We start from the raw sequence: 21,912 nt of genomic DNA, 5'->3' as shown, positions 1-21,912 counted from the left end.
ATATTTTCCTGTCCGGCGACGACGGGCGCATTTTCCAGGTAAAAAACGACGTGCCTCCTCCGGTCAGCCCCGTTTTTCTGAAATCGCACTACGCCGCCGGCCAGCGCGGCATTTTAAAAGCGATTCCGACCGTTCACGGCACGTTCGTCGGCGCGTTCGAAGCGGTGCCCGGCACCAATATGACCGTGCTCACGCTCCAGCTTAAACGCGAAGCGTTCTGGGACATCAGCCTGACGGTCTGGCTGACGCTGTTTTTCCTGCTTGCCCTGCTGACGGCCTCCTATTTCGCCGCGCTGTTTCTCGCGGGCCGGATTTCCGGCCCGGTGGAACTGCTTAAAAACGCGGCCGACCGGATCATGCGCCATGATTTCAAACGTCCGGTGGATCTGCGCCCGATGTGGGGCGATTTCGCGGGCCTGGCCGCCACGTTCAACCTGATGCAGTCGGAGCTGGGGCGGTATCACAGCCTGCAGCTGGACAAACTGTTCGACGAGAAACGCAAACTGGACCTGCTGATCAGCCTTATGCGCGACGGGGTTATGCTCACCGACGCGCAGTACCGCGTGCTTTTTCTCAACGACTCCGCCAAGCGGGTACTCGACAGCGGGCTGTTTGACGCGCTGTTTCAGGGCAGGCCCGCCCTGTCAAGGCGCGAGAAAAACAGGCTGATCGCGCGTGAAGTGGTCGCGAAATACGCCGGCCGGGAGGCGTTTTTGGTGCCGCGCAGCGGCGGAAAAAGTTTTTTCCGGGCGATGAGCGAGCTGTTCAAGGCCAACTCCTCCGGCGAGGCGGTGCGGCTTATAGTGCTGCGCGACGTCACGATCGAGCATGAAATAGACGTCATGAAAGAAGATTTCTTCAATGCCATCGCGCACGACCTGCGCGCGCCGCTGCTGGGCATGCAGGGCTATATCAAACTGATCGAGGCTTCGGCCCGGGACGCCCGGGAGCGGGACGAATACCTGGCGGCGATGGCGGTGTCGGTCCGCCGCCTTTTCGAGCTGGTGGAAGGCGTGCTGGAGATAGCGCGCATGGAAACCGGCTCGATAAAACTTAACCCGTCGGAATTCAGTTTTGAAGAATGCGCCGGCCGCGCCGTTGACGCCTTGCGCCCGGTGCTGGAAGACAAACGGCTGGCGGTAACGGTTGCGGCGGACCCCGCCGCCGACACAGTGTACGGCGACGAACGGCTGGTGGGCCGGGTGCTGAACAACCTGCTGTCCAATGCGGCGAAATTCACGCCGCCGGGCGGTTCGGTAACTATTGACTGCCATGCGACGGAAGCCGGCGGACGGCTTGTCCGGGTGTCCGACACGGGAATCGGCGTGGACCCGGAAAATCTGGAAACCATTTTCGAGAAATACCGCCAGACCGAGGCCGGCAAAACCGCCGGCGGTTACGGACTGGGGCTTGCCATCGTGCGCACGATCGCCGCCGTGCACGGCGGCTCCGCGCGCGCGAAAAGCGCGGGCGCGGGAAAAGGGACAGTGTTTGAACTGACGCTCCCTCCAAAACCCGGCCCGGACGCTCCGCAAACGGCGGTAACGCACTCCGCGGCTGTCGCGCCCGCAGCTGTGCGCCGGCGGCGCAGACGGCCGCGACACCGGCGCGAACGGCCCATATAGGAACCGGCACAACCATGCGCTTTATCGCCAAATTTCCGTCGGCGACTTACCTCGCGGGCATCACGCTGCTGTTTGCGGCGCCGTTTATAGCGGCGCTTTTCACCGGCAAGCTCTCGTGCGGGGAATTTTTTCTCCTTTTGTACGGCGGCCTGTTTTCAATACCGCTTTTTCTGCCGCTGTTTCTGGCCGGGCGGCGCGCGGGGGCGGTTTTATCGGCCATAGCGGCCGCTCCGCTCGGATACCTGCTGCTTTTCTATGTGGGCCTTTACGGGGCGAACGTCAACGGCACCACCGTGTTCGTGCTGTTCGAAACAAACTGGGCCGAAGCGCAGGAGTACGCCGCCGGCTACTTCAGGCCGGACGCGCCGACAATCGTTTTCGCGCTGCTCACGCTGACGGGCCTGGCGGCGGTCTTCGCGGCGGCCAAAAACTCAAGCGGCCGCAGATTGCTGAAAACAGCCGTCGGGTTTACGCTGGCGGCCGGGCTGCTGCTTGCCATTGCGCCCGCGCGGCAAACGGCCCTGAAATGGAATGTCATCAGCATTATCGGGCTGGAAAGCCGCAGCTATTTCCGCTGCCTTCAGGATTATAAAGCGGCCGTCGCGCGCAAAACCGTGCCGGAGCCGGTCCGCGCGATGATCTCGGGCCAGGAAACCCATGTGCTGGTGCTTGGGGAATCGCTCAGCCGGGCGCGGATGGGGCTTTACGGATACCGCCGGCCCACCACGCCGGACCTGAGCAAACTGGCCCCGCAGCTTTTTGCGTTCGACGCGGTATACTCCCACCACGCGCACACCATTCCGGTGGTAATGGAAATGCTTTCCTATAAAGACGCCGCAGGCAGGCCCGTCATGTGGCTCGACTATATCCGCAAAGCGGGCTTTAAAACCTACTGGCTTTCCAACCAGCAGCCGCGCGGCGTGACGGACAACGTTGTTGCGGTAATAGGGCGCGGCGCGGATTACCGCTCCTTTATAAACACCGACCCGGCAGTCAACACTTCCGACGAGCAGTTGCTGCGCGAGCTGGACAACGCGCTGAACGCGCCGTCCGAAAAAAAATTCATCGTTCTGCATCTTATGGGCGCGCACACCGCCTACAAAAAACGCTATCCCGGCAATTTCGATATTTTCAAAGGCGACTGCCGCAATCTTGACCCGCAACAGTGCGCCGTTTATAACGAGTACGACAATGCGGTCGTCTACTGCGACCATATCGCCGCGCGCATTATCGGGCTGGTGCGCCGGCGGGCCATCAATTCCAGCGTGCTGTATCTGTCGGACCACGGCGAAGACGTTTATGACACCGGCAATTTTTTCGGGCACGCCGAAGCGCTCAACACCAGGTATATGCATGACGTGCCGTTCATCCTGTGGCTGTCCGACCAGTACCGGGTGAAAAATCCCAAACTGGTCAAGCTGCTTCCCGGGCAGCTCCATAAACCCTACCGGACCGACAGCCTTATTTACTCGCTGTTCGACCTGCTTAACATAAAATTCGACGCGTTCAGGCCGCAATACAGCCTGTTCAACCCGGCTTACAACCCCGCATTGGCGGCGCAAACCGGCGGGAAATAGCCGGCATACCGGCTATTTTGCCGCGCCGCGGTGACATAAATCACGTCCGCGGGGTATTAATTCCGGCTATATATTTATAGAATATTCGCATATACGGCCGGACAGAGGATCTGATGGCTTCAAAAATAAAAAAACTGCCTTTGAAAATACCTGCGGCGCTGGGCGCTTTCAGCGTATTTATGGCCGTACTGTTCTGGCTTAACATTTTCGCGTTCAAAACACGGTTCATGCCCGCGCCGGTCCAGTGGCTGGACAATATCGCCTATGACGTGACCGTTTCCGCGATCGGCGGCGTTGACGGCGATCCCCGCATCTCGGTCGCCGCCATAGACGATTATTCCATCAATCAGTACGGCTGGCCCTTCCCGCGCAAATATTACGCCGAACTGATTTATAAATTGAACGCGCTCGGCGCGAAAGTCATCGTTTTTGATGTGATGTTTCTCAATCCCGACGTGCGCAGCCCGGAGGCGGACCGCGCGATAGCGGAAGCCTCGCGCAAGGCTGGCAACGTTGTCCACTCGGGGCTGATAACGCTGACACGAACCGGAGCCGGCAACATCTACTCGTTCCAGCACCCGACCGGCGAGATCTGGAAAACGGCAAGCATAGTGGCCACGCCCAACGTGGACGACGTGATAGATTCGGACGGCAAGGTGCGCCGCGTCATACTTTATGACACCCGGGCATTCTATTCGCGCGGAGCGGGTTCTTCCTGCATGAAAGACTGCGAAAGCGAAAACGTCGTTTCGCTCAGCCTCGCGGCCTACGCCGCTTACAACAAAATCCCGCTGCCGCAGGCCGTTAAAGCGGCGGGCGCCGATCCCGTGCGCTGGCTGATGCTGACGGGGCCGAGGATGTTCCCGTCAAATCCGGCCCGCAAAAACCGCGAGAACGACGAGAACGTATACGCGCTGTACCCGCACATCTCCTTCGCCGACATTATCAGCGGAGAATTGTCGGACGGGCAGAAAGCGGCGATAAAAGGGGGAATAGTGCTGGTCGGGTCCACCGCGTTAGGCAATTACGACCATTACCCGTCAGCTTTCATGGAGCGGACTCCGGGCGTGGAATTCCACGCCAACAGCGTGGACAACCTGCTCCGCTCCAGTTACATGAAAGAGATCACGCCGTGGGCGGTGTTTCTGACGATGCTGGCATTCATCTGGCTGCCGCTGGCGTTTTTCAAACGCTCGATTTACATATCCGGCGGGGTCGCGGCGGCTCTGCTCGCCGGCTGGACGGTGCTGTACGGCGCGCTTATCCTGTCCGGCTACATGCTCAGCTTCATCATGCCGCCGGCGGGCCTGCTGTGCAGTTTCATTTTTCTGACCGCCTACCGCGTGGTGTTCGAAGGGCAGGAGAAACGCTGGATCAAGCAGACGTTCGGGCAGTATCTGTCGCCGGCGGTGGTGGACGTGCTGGTGAAAAATCCCGAAAAACTGAAACTGGGCGGCGAAAAGCGCGACATGTCGGTGCTGTTTCTGGATATCGCGAAATTCACCTCCATTTCGGAAAAACTCACCCCGGAAGAACTGACCGAGTTCCTGAACAAATATCTTACCGCGCTCACCGACATAATCCTGAAAAACGACGGCGTGGTGGATAAATACATAGGCGACTGCATCATGGCGTTCTGGAACGCGCCGCTGGACGATCCGCAGCACCGCGTCAAAGCCTGCCGGGCGGCATGCGAATGCATAGAAGCGATCCGAACCCTCAATCAGGATCCGCTGATAGCGGCGATGCCGATAAAGCCGCAGGTCCGCATCGGGCTCAACTCCGGCGATATGGTAGTGGGCAACATGGGTTCGGGCAAGCGGTTTTCCTATACGGTAATAGGCGACAACGTCAACCTTGCCTCGCGGCTTGAAGGCGCGAACAAATACTTCGGCAGTTCCATCATGGCGAGCGAGGAATGTTACGGCGGCGCCTCCGAAAGCGTGGCGGCGCGGGAACTGGGCCGGGTGCGCGTGGTCGGCAAGGACGTGCCGATAAAGGTGTATGAACTGTTCGGCCCGCGCGAAGCCATCCCGGAAGAAACAAACCGGTTTCTGGCGGCCTACGCCGCAGGAGTCGAGCTGTACGGCAAACGCGATTTCGCCGGCGCGGCTGACAAATTCAGTTCCGCGCTGGAGCTGGCCCCGCAGGACAAGGTTTGCAAATTCTATCTGGCGCAATGCGCGCAATACCGGGCCGCGCCGCCGCAGCCGGATTGGGACGGGGTATTTAACCTGACCAGCAAATAAGCCCGGCGCGGCCGCCGGGCTCCGAGAGAAACGGTTTTAAACGGTCCCGCGAAATACGCGGACACCAAGGACATAGCGTATGTTAATTTTCTGGCGGCTTCTGCTCGCCCATCTTCTGGCGGATTTTCCGCTGCAAACCGACCGCGTGGCCAATTTCAAGCGCACCTCGCGCAAATGGATGCTGCTGCACTGCCTCACACATGCGGGCCTGTCGGCCGTGCTGATCTGGCCTTATATCAACGAAATCTGGTTCACGATCTCCGGCTTCAGATTTTACGGCTGGATGGCGGTGGCGGTAATACTGCTGACGCATTACCTGCAGGACATGTGGCGCGTCTACGCGATCCGAAAACTTCACAGCCACGACGGCGTTCTGTATTTTCTGTGGGACCAGATTGTGCATATCGGCATTCTGTTCGCGCTCGCCGCGCCCGCGCTGGGCGACGGCTCCGCGCTGCCTGAAAAATGGGTGCTCATGGCCTGCCTGTTCACAATAATCACCTACGGCAACACCATTCTTTCGTATTTTCTGGATAAAACGCTGTATAACGCGGAGTTTCCCCGGTTTGACGCGAAATATTTTCTTATGCTTCAGCGCGCGGCGCTGTGGCTGTTTTTCCTTATCCCCGGCTGGCGCTGGATACCGTGGGCGACAGCCTGGGCCGGCTATTCATATTATTTGAGGAAACGGCGGATTCTGGATCTTAGCCGCGCGGGGTTTTATTCCGGACTGGGAGTTACGCTGATCGCAGGCATAATGGCGAGAAACCTGTATCTTGGAGGCTGAATCAAATGGAAACAATCATCAACAAAACCCGGCTGGAATGCGTAACCGGCAATATCGTGCGCGAAACAACCGACGCGATAGTCAACGCCGCCAACGAGGAACTGTCCGGCGGCGGCGGAGTTGACGGCGCCATCCATTATTCCGGCGGGCCGGCAATCGCCGAAGAATGCCAGGCGATAATTGACAGCATAGGCCGGCTGGAACCCGGCTGCTGCGCCCTGACCAGCGGCGGAAAACTGAAGGCCAGGTTCGTCATTCACACGGTCGGCCCGGCCTGGCAGGGCGGCAAAGCGGGCGAAGAGGAAGTGCTGCGCCGCGCGCACCGCAACAGCCTGATCATGGCGGCCGAAAAGGAACTCGCCAGCATTGCGTTTCCGGCAATCAGCACCGGCACATTCCGCTATCCGAAAATACGCGCCGCGCTCGCTGCGATGGACGAAACCGTGACCTTCCTCCGGCAGGACAGCCGGCTTGCGCTGGTGCGTTTTGTGCTGATTGACGACAGCACCCGCCGGATGTACGAAGACGCGGTCCATCTCTGCGGAGGTTAAACGCACGCTCATGCATAAAACCCGGATAGAAGACATCACTTTTGCGTTTGTGGATATAGAAACCACGGGCCTGTCGCCCCGCAGGGGCGACCGCGTGTGCGAGGTGGCGGTGCTCAAGAACCGTGCCGGCGAAACGCTCGACAGCTTCGTGCGGCTGGTCAACCCCGGCTGCCCGATCCCTCCGCAGGCGAGCGCGGTGCACCGCATCACCGACGACATGGTGTCCGGCGAGCCGCGTTTTGAAGCCATTGCGCCGGCTCTGGCCAACGAAGTGGCGGGCTGCGTGATCGTGTGCCACAATGCGTCGTTCGACGTGCCTTTTCTGGAGTTCGAATTCGGGCAGGCCGGGCTGCGGTTTCCAGCCGCGCATGTGCTTGACACGCTTAAATTCGCCCGCCGGCACGGCGGTTTCCAGAGCAACCGGCTGGGCAACATAGCCACTGCGCTGGGCTATTGCCCGGACGGCTGGCACCGCGCGCTGGCCGACGTGAAAATGACGGAATTCGTGTTTCTGCATTTTTTAAACCTGTTCCGGGAGAAAGGCGCGCGCACGCTCGACGACCTTAAGCGCCTCGAATTGTCCTGCAAATGCGATTTCGCGCAATAACGGAATATTGTTTAAAATTAATGATTTTCAAGCCGCAATCTGCCACACTGTAAAAAAATAAAAATGAAACGGAGCCCTCACACTATGAAACATACGCCTTTTGAACTCGGCGCCAGCGCCGACATCCACGATTTGTACGAAGTGGCGGTATTGGGCCGCCCGGTAACATTGTCAAAAGCCTGCGCCGGCGATCTGGCGAAATGCCGGGCCGCGCTGATGGCCCATATCGCAAAAACCGGCGCGGTTTACGGAATCAACACGGGTTTCGGCGAACTGGCCAGCAGAATGGTGCCCGGCAACGACTGCAGGCAGCTCCAGCTCAATCTGGTCCGCAGCCACGCCTGCGGCGTGGGCGAGCCGTTCGGCGACGCGCAGGCCCGCGGGCTGTGGTTTCTGCGCGCCAACGAACTGGCGCGCTGCCATTCGGGCGTAAGGCCGGAAGTGGTGGAAACGCTGGCGGCGTGCCTTAACAAAGGGCTGGTGCCGCATATTCCGCAGAAAGGCTCGGTAGGCGCGTCGGGCGATCTGGCGCCGAGCGCGCACGCCGCCTTGGTGCTGATCGGAGAAGGCAAAGCCCGCGTGGCGGGGCCGGACGGCCTGACCGACTGGCTGCCCGGAGCGATGGCGCTGGAAAAAGCCGGGATCGCGCCGCTTCAGCTGCACGAAAAGGAAGGCCTCGCGCTGATTAACGGCACGCAGGCCATGCAGGCTTTGGGCGGGCTGGCGCTGATGAACTCGATAAAGGTATGGCACGCGGCTACGGTGGCGGCGGCGATGTCTTTGGAAGCGCTGAAAGCGTCATCCGCGCCGTTTGACGCGCCGATCCACGACCTCAAGCCGCACGCCGGGCAGGTGGAAACGGCGGCGCTTATAAGAAATTTTCTGCAGGACAGCGAAATCCGCATGTCCCATATAAACAATGATCCCCGCGTTCAGGACTCCTACAGCCTGCGCTGCATTGCGCAGGTGCACGGAGCGGTGCGCGACACATTGGAAAACTCCATAAAAACGGTGGAGACGGAACTGGGCAGCGCGACGGACAACCCGCTCGTCATCTGGAAGAAATCCGGCGGCGAGTTCAAAAATATCCAGACCATTTCCGGAGGCAATTTTCACGGGCAGGCCATTTCCATGGCGTTCGATTTCGCGTGCTCGGCTATGGTTTCGCTCGGCAATATCTGCGAACGGCGGGCCTTCCAGCTCATCAGCGACCCGACGAAGATTCTCCCCCCCTATCTGACCCGCAACTCGGGTCTCGAATCGGGCTGGATGATCACGCAGTACACCGCCGCGGCGATCGCGTCGGAGAACAAAACGCTCGCGCACCCCGCCAGCGCCGACAGCATTCCGACCTCCGGCAACAAGGAGGATTTCGTAAGCATGGGCATGTGGGCGGCGCAGAAACTCGACCGCGTGGCGGGCAACACCGCCTATATAGTGGCCATCGAACTGATGGCGGCCGCGCAGGGCATTGACTGCCACAAGCCGCTCGCGCCGGGCAAAGGCACCGCGGCGGCGCATAAAAAAGTGCGGAAGCTGGTCGCGGAAACGAAGAGCGATGTGTCGCTTTCCGAATCCATAGAAAAAGTGCGCGCCGCCGTGCTCGACGGCGCTTTTCTTTCGCTTTAAGGAGGTTGTCCGCAATGGAATTCAATTCGCAATCCGTGCTGCGCGCGCCGCGCGGCAATACAATTTCCTGCAAGGGCTGGCAGCAGGAAGCGGCGCTCAGAATGCTGCTTAACAATCTTGACCCGGAGGTGGCGGAACGCCCGTCCGAACTGATCGTCTACGGCGGGCGCGGCAAAGCCGCCCGCAACTGGGACTGCCTTAACGCGATCGTAAAATCGCTGCGCGAGCTGGAAGACGACGAGACCCTGCTCGTGCAGTCCGGCAAGCCGGTGGGCGTGTTCAAAACCCACAAACACTCGCCGCGCGTGCTGATCGCCAACTCCAATCTTGTCGGCAACTGGGCGAACTGGGAAGTTTTTGACGAGCTCGAAAAGAAAGGCCTTATGATGTACGGCCAGATGACAGCCGGCAGCTGGATCTATATCGGCACGCAGGGCATCCTGCAGGGCACCTACGAAACGTTCGCCGAAGCCGCGCGCAAGCACTGCGGCGGCGACCTGACCGGCAGGCTCGTCGTCACCGCGGGCCTGGGCGGCATGGGCGGGGCGCAGCCGCTGGCGGCCACGATGTGCAACGGCGTGATGATTGCGGTCGAGGTGGATCCGGTCCGCATACAGCGGCGGCTGGAAACCCGCTACGTTGACAAGAAAGCTGACACGCTCGACGAAGCGCTCGCGCTGGCGCAAGAAGCCATCGCGGCGAAAAAACCGCTTTCGATCGCGCTGCTCGGCAACGCGGCGGAAATACTGCCGGAAATGGCGCGCCGCAAAATCCACATAGACATGCTTACCGACCAGACTTCCGCGCACGATCCGCTCAAAGGCTATGTGCCCGCCGGCATGACTCTTGAGGAAACCGAACAGATGCGCAAAACCGATCCCGAAACCGTGAAACGCCGCGCGCTGGATTCAATGGCCGCGCATGTGCGCGCCATGCTGGAACTCCAGAAAGCCGGCGCGGTAACCTTCGATTACGGCAACAATATCCGCACAATGGCGTTTAAGACGGGCGTAAAAAACGCCTACGATTTTCCCGGTTTCGTGCCGGCCTATATCCGACCGCTGTTTTGCGAGGGCAAAGGCCCGTTCCGCTGGGCGGCTTTAAGCGGCGACCCGAAAGACATCGCGGAAACCGACCGGCTGGCGCTAGAGCTTTTCCCGCAGGATACGCACCTCGCCCGCTGGATCAGAATGGCCGGGGAGCGGGTGGCGTTTCAGGGCCTGCCGTGCCGGATCTGCTGGCTGGGCTACGGCGACCGGGCCCGGTTCGGACTCGCGCTGAACAAAGCCGTGCGCGAAGGCCGGCTAAGCGCGCCGGTCGTTATCGGCCGGGACCACCTTGACTGCGGCTCCGTCGCCAGCCCGTTCCGCGAAACCGAAGCGATGAAAGACGGATCCGACGCTGTCGCCGACTGGCCGATTCTTAACGCGCTCACCGCCACAGCCTCCGGCGCGACATGGGTGTCGTTCCACCACGGCGGCGGGGTGGGGATGGGCTACTCGCTGCACGCCGGGCAGGTGATCGTGGCCGACGGCACGCCCGAAATGGATATCCGGCTCGAGCGCGTGCTCACCAACGACCCGGGCATGGGCGTCATCCGGCATGTTGACGCGGGATACCCCGAAGCGGCCAGAACCGCGAAAGAAAAAGGCGTAAAGATCCCGATGATGAAATAGGTTATTCCGAAACAAAAAAGGCCCCCGTGAACGGGGGCCTTTTTTATCCGCACAAAACAGATCACCCCGCCCCGTACGCGCGGCCGGCAAAAGTGCTAGAATTTCCATGCTGGCGGCCGCGCCCCGGCCTACGCACTTCCATGCAAGACATACGCGACCATACCCGCCCGGAACTGAGGCATATCATAATTTCGCTCGGCGAAAAACCCGCGCACGCGACACGCCTGTTCAACTGCCTTTATCGCGATAACGCCGCTTCCTGGGCGCAGGTCACGGGCCTGCCGCAAAACCTGCGCGCCAGGCTCGCCCGGGAATACTCAATCGCGCCTTACGCTTGGCCCGCGCACACCCTTGTGTCACGGCTGGACGGCACGGTAAAACTGCTGTTCCGTTTTGAAGACGGCGCTACGGCCGAAAGCGTGGTGCTGTATGGCGGAGGGCGGAGGACGGCGTGCCTGTCGTCCCAGTCAGGCTGCGCCTGCGGCTGCTCATTCTGCGCGACCGGTGCGCTGGGGCTGAAACGGAATCTCGCCCCGCGCGAAATACTGGCCCAGTTCGAAGCGTGCCTTAGCGCCGCGCCCGGACGGCTCGACAGCATTGTTTTCATGGGCATGGGCGAGCCGTTTTTAAACTGGCCGAACGTAAAAACCGCGATCCTGAACCTTTCCGACAGCGCAGGCCGCTACTTTCCCCAAAGCCGCATATCGGTTTCCACCGTCGGGATCGTGCCGGGAATAACGGCGCTGGCAGAATCTGACCTGAAAATCAATCTGGCGATTTCGGTAATCACCGCCGACGAAACGCAGCGCGCCGAACTCGTGCCCATGCAGGCGGAATATCCGCTCTCCGAAGTGATCGCCTCGGCAAAAGATTACTGCGCGCGCCGCAATAAAAAAGTTTTTCTGGAATATATCCTTTTTGCCGGCATCAACGACACTCCGGCCTGCGCGCTTGAACTTGCCGCACTCGCCAAAACGCTGCCCTGCACGGTAAACCTGATCCGCTATAACAGTTCGGCCGGCCGGCAGTTCTGCCCGGCAACCCCTGAAAGCACAAAACGGTTTCATGAAATATTAAGGGGAAACGGAATCCGCGTTTACGAACGCGCGGAACAGGGCGCGGACATTAACGCCGCCTGCGGTCAGCTGGCCGCCGGAAAAAACGCTTCGCCAAAGCCCTGACCGGCGTTCCTCTTTTCAAAACGCTCCGCGCACAATACCCGCATGGCTTGAAACCGCCAGTGCAGCGGCTTGACTGCCGGACACAATGCCGTGCCGGCGCGAATTTCGGAACCCGCTCGGAAAAAAGACACTGCCGTTTCCGCATAAATAGGCCTAATGGCACTGGCTGCGCGGGCTGTTTATGGCTTATAATATAGATACATTCCCGCGGAGATATCATGACAAACAGACGAATGGCAACGGCAGTGGCTGTAACGATGCTTGCGGCGCTGGCACAGGTCTCGTTCGCACAGAACAATTCCGGCACATCTGCGATGAAAACGTTAAGCGCGACGCCCGCGGTTACCGTACCCGTCACGCAGGCACAACCGCAGGAAACCACGCAGATAGACCTTTCCGTGATCAACACCGGCATAAAAAGCGCCTATTACACTTTCAACACAAAATATCAGGTGGTTTCAAAAAGCGGCAGACTGTATATGAGGGCGTTCGGCGAGAACGGGTGGGCTCCGGTGCCGAACCAGCCAGGCAAGGCAACGGAGATATCGGCCGACGGAGATAACCTGATCGCGCTGGGGCCGGACCGCTCGGTTCATTACATGAAATTTTCGTCGTTTAAATGGATCCGCAAATGGGGCAAGCCATTCAGCGCCACGCTTGTCATTCCGGACTGCCGGTCATGGGCAATCGCGCACAAAGGCCCGGAAGTGGGCGGGTATGAGGATCCAGCAGGTAATTTCAAAGCGATTTCGGTGGGAGTCACCACGCTGTACATGCTCACAAAGGACGGCCAGCACCTCAAGTACGCCGATCCATGGCTGCCGGCGGATTTCAAACACCGCATTTCCATGCCCATGCGGGGCCGCTTTATCGCGGAACGGATGAGCGTGAGCGCTTCCACGATATTTCTGATCGGCAAGTCGGGCCGGATGTTCACCCGGCTGGCGGATTTCGATACGACGGGCGCTGACCCCGCGCTCGCCTATTCGTTCACCGAGCCGGGCCAGAAAACCATTATCCTGCCGCCGGAAGACTGGCGCGAACAGCCGGCGATACAGGGCCGGATCACCTCCAATATCACCATCATCAACAACGGACGCGGCAACGCCGGGCGCGAACTGCGGGTGGAAGGCGTTGATGAAGCAGGCAACGGCGGTTATTACGCCAAACAGATTTTCGGCGGCAGCTGGACTTTCGTTAAAACCGGCGCGCAGGTAAAAGGCCCGTTTCTGGGCGGCGCGCCGGAATACGGCCCGGAAGTCGAGGCTGACTATCCCGTCATCTATAAAAGCCTGCTGCACCGCTATCTGCCGGAAACCAGCGTGATCCGCTTCAGCCAGGACACCGATCTGGCTGAAATCAAAACAACGGTCGGCGGAAAAGAAATCAAACTGCCGCTTTATATCCGGGAAGCGTTCCTGACCCGCAAGTCCGGCACGCACAAGCTGTTCGGCACCATCGTCACGCCCGACGAAGTTCTGAAAAGCTCCGATCCCGAAACGGCGGCATTCGCAAAGGATTTCCTGCGCGGCAGGAAACTGCTGGACGTGCATGTGTTTTTCAACGGCCGGACGGTAAAACTCAAAAACGCGCCGTGGCGCGCGTTCCGGGAATCAATCGCCGTCAAACAGGCCGCCAGAGAAGCGAAAGCGGCGGCGAAAAAAACCGGCCGAAACGACAAAGACTGAATTTGGCAGGCAGATCCGATAAAAAAAGCCCCGTTCCGGGGCTTTTTTATTTTTTCCGGCCAGGCGCGGCGCCCGGACCCTGAAACCAAATTTGTATAATCAGAACAGCGCGGCCCGCGCGGCGCATGGAGAACACGAATGAACGCTCCGGCAAACACCGGACGAACGCTTACCCAGAAAGTCGTCAGCAACACCGCTTTCAACCTGCTGGGCAAGGCGTGGAGCATCCTGATCGCACTGTTCCTGACACCTTATATTGTCGGGCGGATCGGCGTTGACCGCTACGGGATATGGGCGCTGGTAAGCGTGGTGACCGAATATTTCGGCCTGCTTGATCTGGGGATCGGCTCGTCATACGTCAAGTTCATAGCCGAATATTACACTACAAAAAGTTTCGACAAAATCAACGGCGTAGTCAATTCCGGGCTGGTTTTCTATCTGGGTTTTACGGCCGTTTCGCTGACGCTGGCATACCTGTTTCAGGACCGGATCATCGGGCTGTGCAACATACCGCCCGAGCTGGAGGCGGAAACCCTTTTCGCGTTCTGGACAGGGCTTCTTACGTTCTGTGTCGTCAACGCGGCAAGCAGTTTCGTGGCGGTGCAAAGCGGGCTGCAGCGCATGGATATTTACAACAAGGTGTCCGTGGCTATATCGCTGCCCCGTGTGGCCGGCACGATATGGGCGCTTGAAAACGGGTACGGCCTGCGGGGCCTTATTCTGGTCAACGCGTTCGCCATGCTGCTGGCCGGAATAATCAACGCCGCGGCGGCTTTCCGGCTGCTGCCGCAGCTGGAACTCTCCGTCAGACACTTCAGGAAAGACGTGTTTATGACGCTGCTCGGCTACGGCTCGAAACTGCAGGTCGCGCGGGTCTCGTCCACAATATCGGTAACGCTGGACAAACTGCTGCTCACCCATTATCTTTCGGTCGGGCTGGTGACTTTCTTTCAGCTCGCCAGCACGGTGATTGAGCAGGCCAAATCGCTGCCGATCCTGCTCATGCAGGCCCTGATACCGGCTTTTTCGGAACTGGACGCGCGGGGCGACCGGGCGAAAGTGTGCGACAGCTATATCCGCGGCACCCGTTACATGACTCTGCTCGCCATGCCGCTTTTCACGTTCCTCATCGCCGACGCTGACCAGCTGATGCTTTTGTGGATGGGGCCGGGCTACGAAAAATCGGCGGCGGTCATACGCATTCTGGCCGTCGGCTGGGGACTGGCGGTCATAGCGGGAGTGCGCTCGGTGGTACTGCAGGCGATAGCCAAACCCGGCATCGAAATGAACGCCGGGCTGATAGCGGCCGTGTTTAATATACCGCTGAGCATTTTCTTCATCAGGCAGATGGGGTTCACCGGCGTCGCGCTCGGCACCACGGTGGCGCTGGCCATGTCGGTCATGTACGGCTTTTACGGGCTGAACCGAGAACTGGGCCTGCCGGCAGGCTTTTACATCAAAGCGCTGATTCCGCAGGGTCTGGCGCTTTGCGCCGGAGCGGGCGCGCTGGCGTGGGCGAGCGCGCTGGCGGCGTCCGCATTCTGCGGAACGGGCCGCATGGGCGCATTTCTTGTGCTGGCCCTGTCAGGCCTGGTGTTTTGCGCGGCCTATATCGCGCTGCTCGCGCGGTTCAAGCCTTTCGACAAAGCGGACTGCCTCAGAATAGAACACGCCTTCGCCCGTATTCCGGCCCGGTTTGTGAAACTATTTGCACGACGGGAACCTTCAGGCCTGTAACGCCGGCGGAACCGGGCGGCCCAGCAGGCCGGCCCAAAACCCAACGATGCTTTTTTCTTCCTGCGCGGCGGAATAGTTCTCCGCCACGAAAACCTGCGCTTTGCGCGCCTTGAGACTCAAGGCGCCGGGGTCGGACGAATATTGCTTTATGACGGACTCCACAGCCTCTATATAACCGTCCATATCCTCGGCGTTTACCGGATACGAAAATTCTTTGTCAAAAAATTCCGCGCCCGCGTTGCCGTGATAGCCGATCACTATGCACCCGCACGCCATAGCTTCCAGCGGCGGCAGGCCAAACCCCTCCAGCGTGCCGAACGACAGGAAGATCAGCGATTCGCGGATAATCCGCGCCACTTCGGCCTCGGGCCGGTTCTCTATCGGCACGAACTCAAACCCGTCCAGTCTGCCCCGGTATTTAAGCGCGTTTACCAGATGCTGCGCCTGTTCGCGCAGTTTGCGCGGCATGAACGCGATCTGTTTTTTCTTGGCGGCTCCGGGATAGAAAAGACCGGAATCCACGCTATGGCGCACGACACCCGTTTTCAGGTTCGGAAAAATGGAATGCAGATATTTTTCATTCTGGCGCGACACCATCAGCGCCGCTTCTATTTCCCTGGACAGGTAAGGCGTGTCACTCACGGCGCTGTCCAGCGGATAACCCCAGAACGAATAATACACGTTCTGGTTGAAAATCACTTTCCGCACGCCCGGCGCGGCCCGGCAGATTTCCGGCCCGCAGATTTCCGGCAGCACCAGCACGTCCGAACCCGCAAACTGCGGTTCACTGTAGCCCGCGTTGCGCATGCGCCAGCCCAGCCTCTGTTTCAGGAGCCTGGTCTGCGCCGCGCGGTAAGCGGGGCGGCACAGGAACCGGCCCGCGTCAAACACCGCCTCAGCAAACGGCTTGCGCTCGTCAAACAGGTTTTTGTATTCAACCGGGGTGAAATTTTCAAACCACATGCACCGCATGCCGGGGTGCGGGTGCAGAATCACGGAGTCAAACCCGTATTTATTGAGGATATCGGCCTGCCGGTAGAGCTTGCGCACGCCGCCGCTGGGGCGTTCGTCATTTCCGCAGTAAAAATATATACGAGCCATCGGCCGCTCTACTTTGCGCAACCGCAGATTCTGCCCAGCTTGGCGACGATCCGCCGCGCCGTTGACGCGGGGTGCGTCAGCAGATGGGTGAGATATGGGTAACCGCTGGTGCGGAAACTCCAGTCCGTACCCCAGGAGTTAAGACAGCCTTCGCAGGCGCGTACACCGCGCCGGGCCTGCCGCGCGGCTTCGCTTTGCCAGATTTCGGAAGGCGTGTTTTCGCGAACGTTGCCGGCGCACACATCCCATTTCGACAGGCACGGCGAAATATCGCCGTTGCATTTAAGCACGCAGAAAGAGTGCAGGGCAAAACAGTTGAAGCGGATGGATTTGCCGTGCAGCCAGTCAAGCCACATATCCCGCAGGATGGGATCGGGATAGGATTTTACCGCTTCCAGCATCTTCTCGCGGTCCAGTTTCACGTCGCCGGCGTTGCTGTAAAACGGAGACTGGTTGAACCACTGCATCAGAAACCCAACATCCATTTTCCTGGCGTAGTCGCGCGTCGCCTCAAGATTGGCGAGCGTGGTGTCCATCAGCGTAAAACCGAACCCTATATCAAGGCCCGGGTAGCCGGCGCGCAGCTTTTTAAGCTCGGTCAGCAGATAATCAACTTTCTGGAAGTTGCCCGGCACGCCCCGCACGGCGTCGTGTGCCGGCCCGATGCCGTCGAGCGACGTGCCGACCGAAAGTTTCATGCCGCGCTCAATGCCGAATTTCACCGCGTCCAGCATCCGTTCCGGCAGCAGCCCGTTCGTGCTGAGCTGGATAGTCGCTCCGGGCAGGGCCGAAAATTCCGCCAGCATCACTTCCTTGAGATCGGCCCGGAGCGTGGTTTCCCCGCCCGAATTGATAATGTATTCGATACCCTGAAAAACGGGATCTTTCAAAGTCGTTTCAATTTCCCGGGGCGTAAGCGGTTCTTTAGTCACAGGCTGCTGCCATATATTGCACATGCTGCAGCGCGAATTGCAATTGTCCGTAACCCCGAACCACAGCCAGCGCGGGCGCAGAATACCGCCGGTCGCCTTGGTAAGAGTGTTTTTCATGCCTGCCGCAAAATTGCCGCTCATGGTAAGTACCCGCCGTTGACACTGTTTTTATCCCTGACAGGCGTCCGGCCTGTCGGGGTGAATTCCACGCTCATATTATACATAATCGCGTAACCGCGCTCCCCTGACGAAACGGCCCGCCGTTTCATGGCGGGCCGTTTCCGTTATCGGATTTGCCGCCGGCCTAGATTTCCTTCAGGGCTTTGAGCGCGCCGTTTACAAGCGGCCTGGCGGAAACGCCGGCCCCGACCGCCTGTTTCATCCATTCCTGCGGAATAACGCTGCCGATCCTGCACATCCGAAGCATTTCGGGCGCCAGAGGATGAGTCTTGAAATAATCCTCCAGCTGATACGCCACGATGTGTCCCAGCGGATAGTCCGGAATATAAAGCGCGTAATTTATCATATGCGAATAAACCGCCAGGATCGGACTGTCCTTTACGCCGAACACCGGCGCATAATATTTGTTCCAGACCTCCTTTGCGATCGTCACCACCGCCTGCCTGAACTGCCCGGCCGTCGCATCAGGATGCCCGTCAAGCCAGCGCCAGGCCTGCATGTCCACAAGCGCAACACCCGCTATCTCGCGGGCCGACCAGTAGCTGTCGAGCGTTTTAAGCGCCTCGGTTTTACCGCCGGTATTCTGCAGGCCCAGTTCATACATATCCCGGTCCTGGAAAATGAACGCGAAATCCTCCGAGAACGCGCTGTTGGGCACTCCGCGCAGGAAATGATGATCCATATCGTAGAGCGAAACCGTCTGCTCCACCGTATGCCCCAGTTCGTGCATGGCGGTGTTAAAGCCCTGATAGTCCAGCCCGTCCGCGTTGAACCGCACGCACAGATGCGCTTTTTCGCCGCGCATGTCGGCCTGTTCGGCGTGTCCGCCGCCGCGGCAGTTCTCGACTTCGATTCTGGAAGCCAGAAATTCCGACTTTTCCGCTTCAAACCCCAGTTTCCGCAGCAGGGAGGGAATATCCCGATGAAAAGCCTCTATGGTCGGATACCTGTCACGGCAGAGCGCGTCAAGTTTGTCCTGGGAGATGGCACTCCGCGCCTTGAATCCGTCATACCAGATATCGAACGGAAGCAGCTCCCGTCCGAGCCGCCCCTTAATCAGCGCGCCCACCTCAGCCGCCGCTTTGAGGTCGAGCAGTTCCTCGAACAAAACCTGCGCCCGCGCTTCGGGAATTTCCCGGTCAATGCTGAAAATCCGGGCACGGTGGGTGGGATATTCGGGATAATAGGGGTTTTCCAGCTGGTAAGCCTGAAACACATTCAGCCAGGTCTGGTACCGGGTGTCCGGCTCGCGGGCCGCCGGCTCGCCGTTTACCGTGTTGGTTTCCGGGTTCCAGAACGCCTGCGAACTGTTTATCACGCCGGCCGGGATTTCCTGATTGATAATGCGCTGCATTATCGTATAAATGAGTTTCTGCCCGGCCAGCCGGCCCGGATCAGCGTACATGCCTTTAAGCTCGTCGCGCAGGCCCCAGTGGGACTGCAGCAGCAGGCCGGGCGCGAATGCCGGTTTGCCGTCGGATCCGACCACATGATCCATATAAATGTTATAGCCGCTGATATATTCCTCCGCGGCGGTGAGCGCCTGCGTGATTTTCCGGGAAACCTCGGCCGGCACGCGGTACGCGAACAGTTTAGTCAGCCGCGCCTGCGCCCATTGGGCCCGCGACCAGGAAGCGCCTTTCTCCTCGGCTTCTTCAAGCGTCCGCACGGGAAAATTCAACAGTACCAGAAACGCCAGTTTGGTCGCGAACATGTCATCCTGCAGGTGCGCCGAAGGCGCGTAAGAGGCGAAAATCCGGTCTTCCGGGCGAAGCGGGCCGGTGTTAACGTCCAGCGCGTGGTGCGTTTTCGTCCACATGGCCCGGAAATAGCCGTCTATATACTCGAACTGGCTCTCGATATTGTCAAACGTCGCGTCCAGTTCCGCTCCGGCAAGGAAATTGGCGGCGCAAAACGCGCTGAAATCCGCGGCGGATCCGTCGCCCGCCGTCCACACCCGCGCGACCTGATTGACGCCTTTTGCAATCCGGTCCGCCTGATCCGGGAATTTCTCCTTAAGCGCGGCGACGGTCTGCGCGACTGTCTGGCGCGCGATAACCGGCTCCGCCTCTGCCGCAACCGCCGCGGCCGATACCGCGCACAGCAATGCGGCCGTCAGATATAATATTTTTTTCATTAGCGGACTCCCTCCTGTAATAAACAACCGGCATGACGCGGACTTGCGCGGCACAACAATATCATACAAACAATGAACCCCAGCTCCAACAGCGGGTATCAGAAGCAGCGCTGGCAGTCAGCCGCACACAGTGTGACAACGGTCCGCCTTTCCGCGCAAAGCAGTTTGCGTGCCGAGACCGAGCCTTACGGCGAGGCAATGCCGGTACCGCCAAGCTGTTAGGAAACCAGCGCCCGGAACAAATTAAAAAGCCTCCTTTCGGAGGCATTTAAATTTGTGTACTCCCCGAGCAGTACGATAGATAGAACCTTCTCCGTCGAGTTCCGGTTCTAGCTATGGGACCTGAATGGTGGCCCGAGCAGGACGATATAAGAACCCGATTTTTTTAGCCGTCATGTCCCTATTCTCTAGTAATAACCACCTGTTTCTCGCGCGAAGCCAAATAACGTAGTGATTTTCAGCAAGGCCTTATTTTTTTTCTTTTGTATAATGTAAATTATGCACGCGAGTTTTCTTCTGAAAGATTTGGCGATAATCATGACAATAGCAACCATTGTCATGTATGCGTGCCATCGTTTGCGCCAGCCATCTATAATAGGTTATCTGTTTGCCGGCCTGATAATAGGCCCTTATACCCCGCCGTTTTCCCTTGTGACTGATATCGCGTCCATCCGCTCAATATCGGAGCTGGGCCTGGTCTTTTTGATGTTTTCACTGGGATTGGAATTCAACTTGCCTCGGTTGCGCAAGGCCGGTATGCCTGCGGCCATTACCGCGATTATAGTGGTAGGAGGCATGCTGCTGACAGGTTTACTGGCCGGAAAACTGTTGGGCTGGTCGCTGCCAAGCAGTCTGCTGCTGGGTGCGATTCTATCTATAAGCGGCAGCACTATTATAGCTAAAGTATTTTTTGACCTCAAAGTAACGCAGGAAACCTTTGCGCGGGCGGTATTTGGCCTGATGATATGCGACGATATCATCGCCATGATAATACTGTCCGTTGTTTCCGGCTTCAGCGCGCAATCCGCGAGCCTAGCTTCAGCCACAACGTTGACCTTCATAAAAATAATATTTTTCATACTGCTCTTTTTGACGCTTGGATTGATGCTGGTCCCGAAAATACTTGACGCGGTAGCCAACCTGCGAAACAGGGAATTGACGGGCATTTCCGCTCTTGGATTATGTTTTGCGGGCGCATTCATCGCGGCACATTTTAATTTTTCCATCGCGCTCGGCACTTTTCTTATGGGCGCTATCGTAGCGGCTTCGCCGCATAGGGATGAAATAGATAATTGGACCACTCCGTTGCAAGACATGTTCAGCGCATTGTTTTTTGTCGCAGCCGGGATGCTGGTGGACCCGCGCAGCGTAATATCGAACTGGCTGCCGGTTACGCTTATCCTGTTTATAACGATTATCGGGCGGAGCTTCTGGGGCATAATCGCTTCGGTAATCGCCGGTTATGACTTACGCATGGCTATAAAAGTGGGATTAAGCAGTGCGCAAATAGGCGAGTTTTCATTCATACTCGCGGCAGCGGGAGCCGCAGGCGGTTTGACGCAAGAGTGGCTCTACGGCATAATGGTGGCAACAGCAATGCTCACAACATTCATATTTCCCTATCTTATGAGAAATATGTCTGCGATTGAGGATTCGCTGTTCAAATACGCTCCGGCAGGATTAATTGGTTTGTGCAATCGCTATCATGCATTTTTCCTGAAGGCGTATACAAATTCTTCCGCGTCAGACAGCGCGGGAATATTTTCCAAGTACGCATTGCGGCTGACAATTTACATCACGCTGGCAACAGGGGTTATGTACTTCGGTGGAGCCATTGCCGATATACCCATTATCCGGCAAAACTATGTTTCTATTTTTATCGTATGGATTTGCGCCGCCATAGGCATCATTCCCACCGCTATCGCTATAGCCCGCTATTTCAGCCATATAATTTTACTGCTTGTCACAATGACAGTTACGCGATTCGCCCTCAAGCTAATACAGCGGCTGAATATCAGGATGACTTATACAATCGCCAACGCGCTCTCGCTATCGATTCTGGGTTGGACGTTTTTGCTTTATATTTCCTACTGGCTCAACACCGAGATGGTTTTTTATCTGGGGGCAGGGCTATTGCTCTGCGCCATTTTGGCGCGGAAACAGTTGTTGATTGCCATGGACTTGCTGGAAAAAATGCTGGACCTGATAATCGGACTTGCCACCAGCGAGCCGGTGCATCAGATTGCTGTTGCAAC

Annotated in this window: 15 protein-coding genes; 12 read left to right on the top strand and 3 right to left on the bottom strand. The window is 58.4% G+C overall.

The features are described 5' to 3' along the window. The 11 genes from PHW69_05505 to PHW69_05455 form a co-directional block, all read left to right on the top strand. The coding region (locus PHW69_05505; GenBank protein MDD4004644.1) for a HAMP domain-containing sensor histidine kinase at positions 1-1,625 on the top strand (1,625 nt) is incomplete at its 5' end. Positions 1,626-1,639: 14 nt separating this feature from the next. Continuing rightward, positions 1,640-3,202, top strand: a complete 1,563-nt coding sequence (locus tag PHW69_05500; protein ID MDD4004643.1) for a phosphoethanolamine transferase — start codon at positions 1,640-1,642, stop codon at positions 3,200-3,202. Positions 3,203-3,315: 113 nt separating this feature from the next. Next, positions 3,316-5,451 carry an adenylate/guanylate cyclase domain-containing protein gene (locus PHW69_05495; protein ID MDD4004642.1) on the top strand — a complete coding sequence of 712 codons (2,136 nt, stop codon included), beginning with the start codon at positions 3,316-3,318 and terminating at the stop codon, positions 5,449-5,451. A 79-nt stretch (positions 5,452-5,530) separates the two neighbouring features. Beyond that, positions 5,531-6,238, top strand: coding sequence for a DUF3307 domain-containing protein (locus PHW69_05490; protein MDD4004641.1), 708 nt, complete (start codon positions 5,531-5,533; stop codon positions 6,236-6,238). Between the two features lie 5 nt (positions 6,239-6,243). After that, the gene (locus tag PHW69_05485; GenBank protein ID MDD4004640.1) at positions 6,244-6,789 is read left to right on the top strand and encodes a macro domain-containing protein; all 546 of its coding nucleotides are present in this window, start codon (positions 6,244-6,246) and stop codon (positions 6,787-6,789) included. 10 nt (positions 6,790-6,799) lie between these two features. Beyond that, a complete protein-coding gene (locus PHW69_05480; protein ID MDD4004639.1) occupies positions 6,800-7,396 on the top strand; it encodes a 3'-5' exonuclease in 597 nt (198 codons plus the stop codon). An 84-nt stretch (positions 7,397-7,480) separates the two neighbouring features. Then, the gene (hutH, locus tag PHW69_05475) at positions 7,481-9,025 is read left to right on the top strand and encodes a histidine ammonia-lyase (protein ID MDD4004638.1); all 1,545 of its coding nucleotides are present in this window, start codon (positions 7,481-7,483) and stop codon (positions 9,023-9,025) included. Between the two features lie 14 nt (positions 9,026-9,039). Next, positions 9,040-10,701, top strand: coding sequence for a urocanate hydratase (gene hutU, locus PHW69_05470; protein MDD4004637.1), 1,662 nt, complete (start codon positions 9,040-9,042; stop codon positions 10,699-10,701). Between the two features lie 140 nt (positions 10,702-10,841). Continuing rightward, complete coding sequence (locus PHW69_05465) at positions 10,842-11,882, top strand: 23S rRNA (adenine(2503)-C(2))-methyltransferase RlmN (GenBank protein MDD4004636.1); 1,041 nt, start codon at positions 10,842-10,844, stop codon at positions 11,880-11,882. Positions 11,883-12,100: 218 nt separating this feature from the next. After that, positions 12,101-13,570 (top strand): hypothetical protein, encoded by a 1,470-nt coding sequence (locus PHW69_05460; protein MDD4004635.1) that lies wholly within the window; start codon positions 12,101-12,103, stop codon positions 13,568-13,570. 138 nt (positions 13,571-13,708) lie between these two features. Next, positions 13,709-15,307, top strand: coding sequence for a flippase (locus tag PHW69_05455; protein ID MDD4004634.1), 1,599 nt, complete (start codon positions 13,709-13,711; stop codon positions 15,305-15,307). Here PHW69_05455 and PHW69_05450 read toward each other — a convergent pair. From PHW69_05450 to PHW69_05440, 3 genes are all read right to left on the bottom strand, one after another. Beyond that, on the bottom strand, positions 15,296-16,408 hold the full coding sequence (locus PHW69_05450) for a glycosyltransferase (protein ID MDD4004633.1): 1,113 nt from the start codon (positions 16,406-16,408) through the stop codon (positions 15,296-15,298). The genes PHW69_05455 and PHW69_05450 overlap by 12 nt on opposite strands. Before the next feature lie 8 nt (positions 16,409-16,416). Then, positions 16,417-17,481 (bottom strand): radical SAM protein, encoded by a 1,065-nt coding sequence (locus tag PHW69_05445; GenBank protein MDD4004632.1) that lies wholly within the window; start codon positions 17,479-17,481, stop codon positions 16,417-16,419. Positions 17,482-17,644: 163 nt separating this feature from the next. After that, positions 17,645-19,657, bottom strand: coding sequence for a hypothetical protein (locus PHW69_05440; GenBank protein ID MDD4004631.1), 2,013 nt, complete (start codon positions 19,655-19,657; stop codon positions 17,645-17,647). A gap of 537 nt (positions 19,658-20,194) precedes the next feature. Between PHW69_05440 and PHW69_05435 the strand changes: the two genes are divergently transcribed. After that, positions 20,195-21,912: cation:proton antiporter (locus PHW69_05435; GenBank protein MDD4004630.1), on the top strand; the 1,718-nt coding region annotated here is incomplete at its 3' end.

It is taken from the genome of Elusimicrobiaceae bacterium, assembly GCA_028700325.1.
In the GTDB taxonomy this organism is placed as follows: domain Bacteria; phylum Elusimicrobiota; class Elusimicrobia; order Elusimicrobiales; family Elusimicrobiaceae; genus JAQVSV01.
Note: the sequence above shows the minus strand (reverse complement) of the source record. Positions and strands in the feature narration are given on the sequence as shown.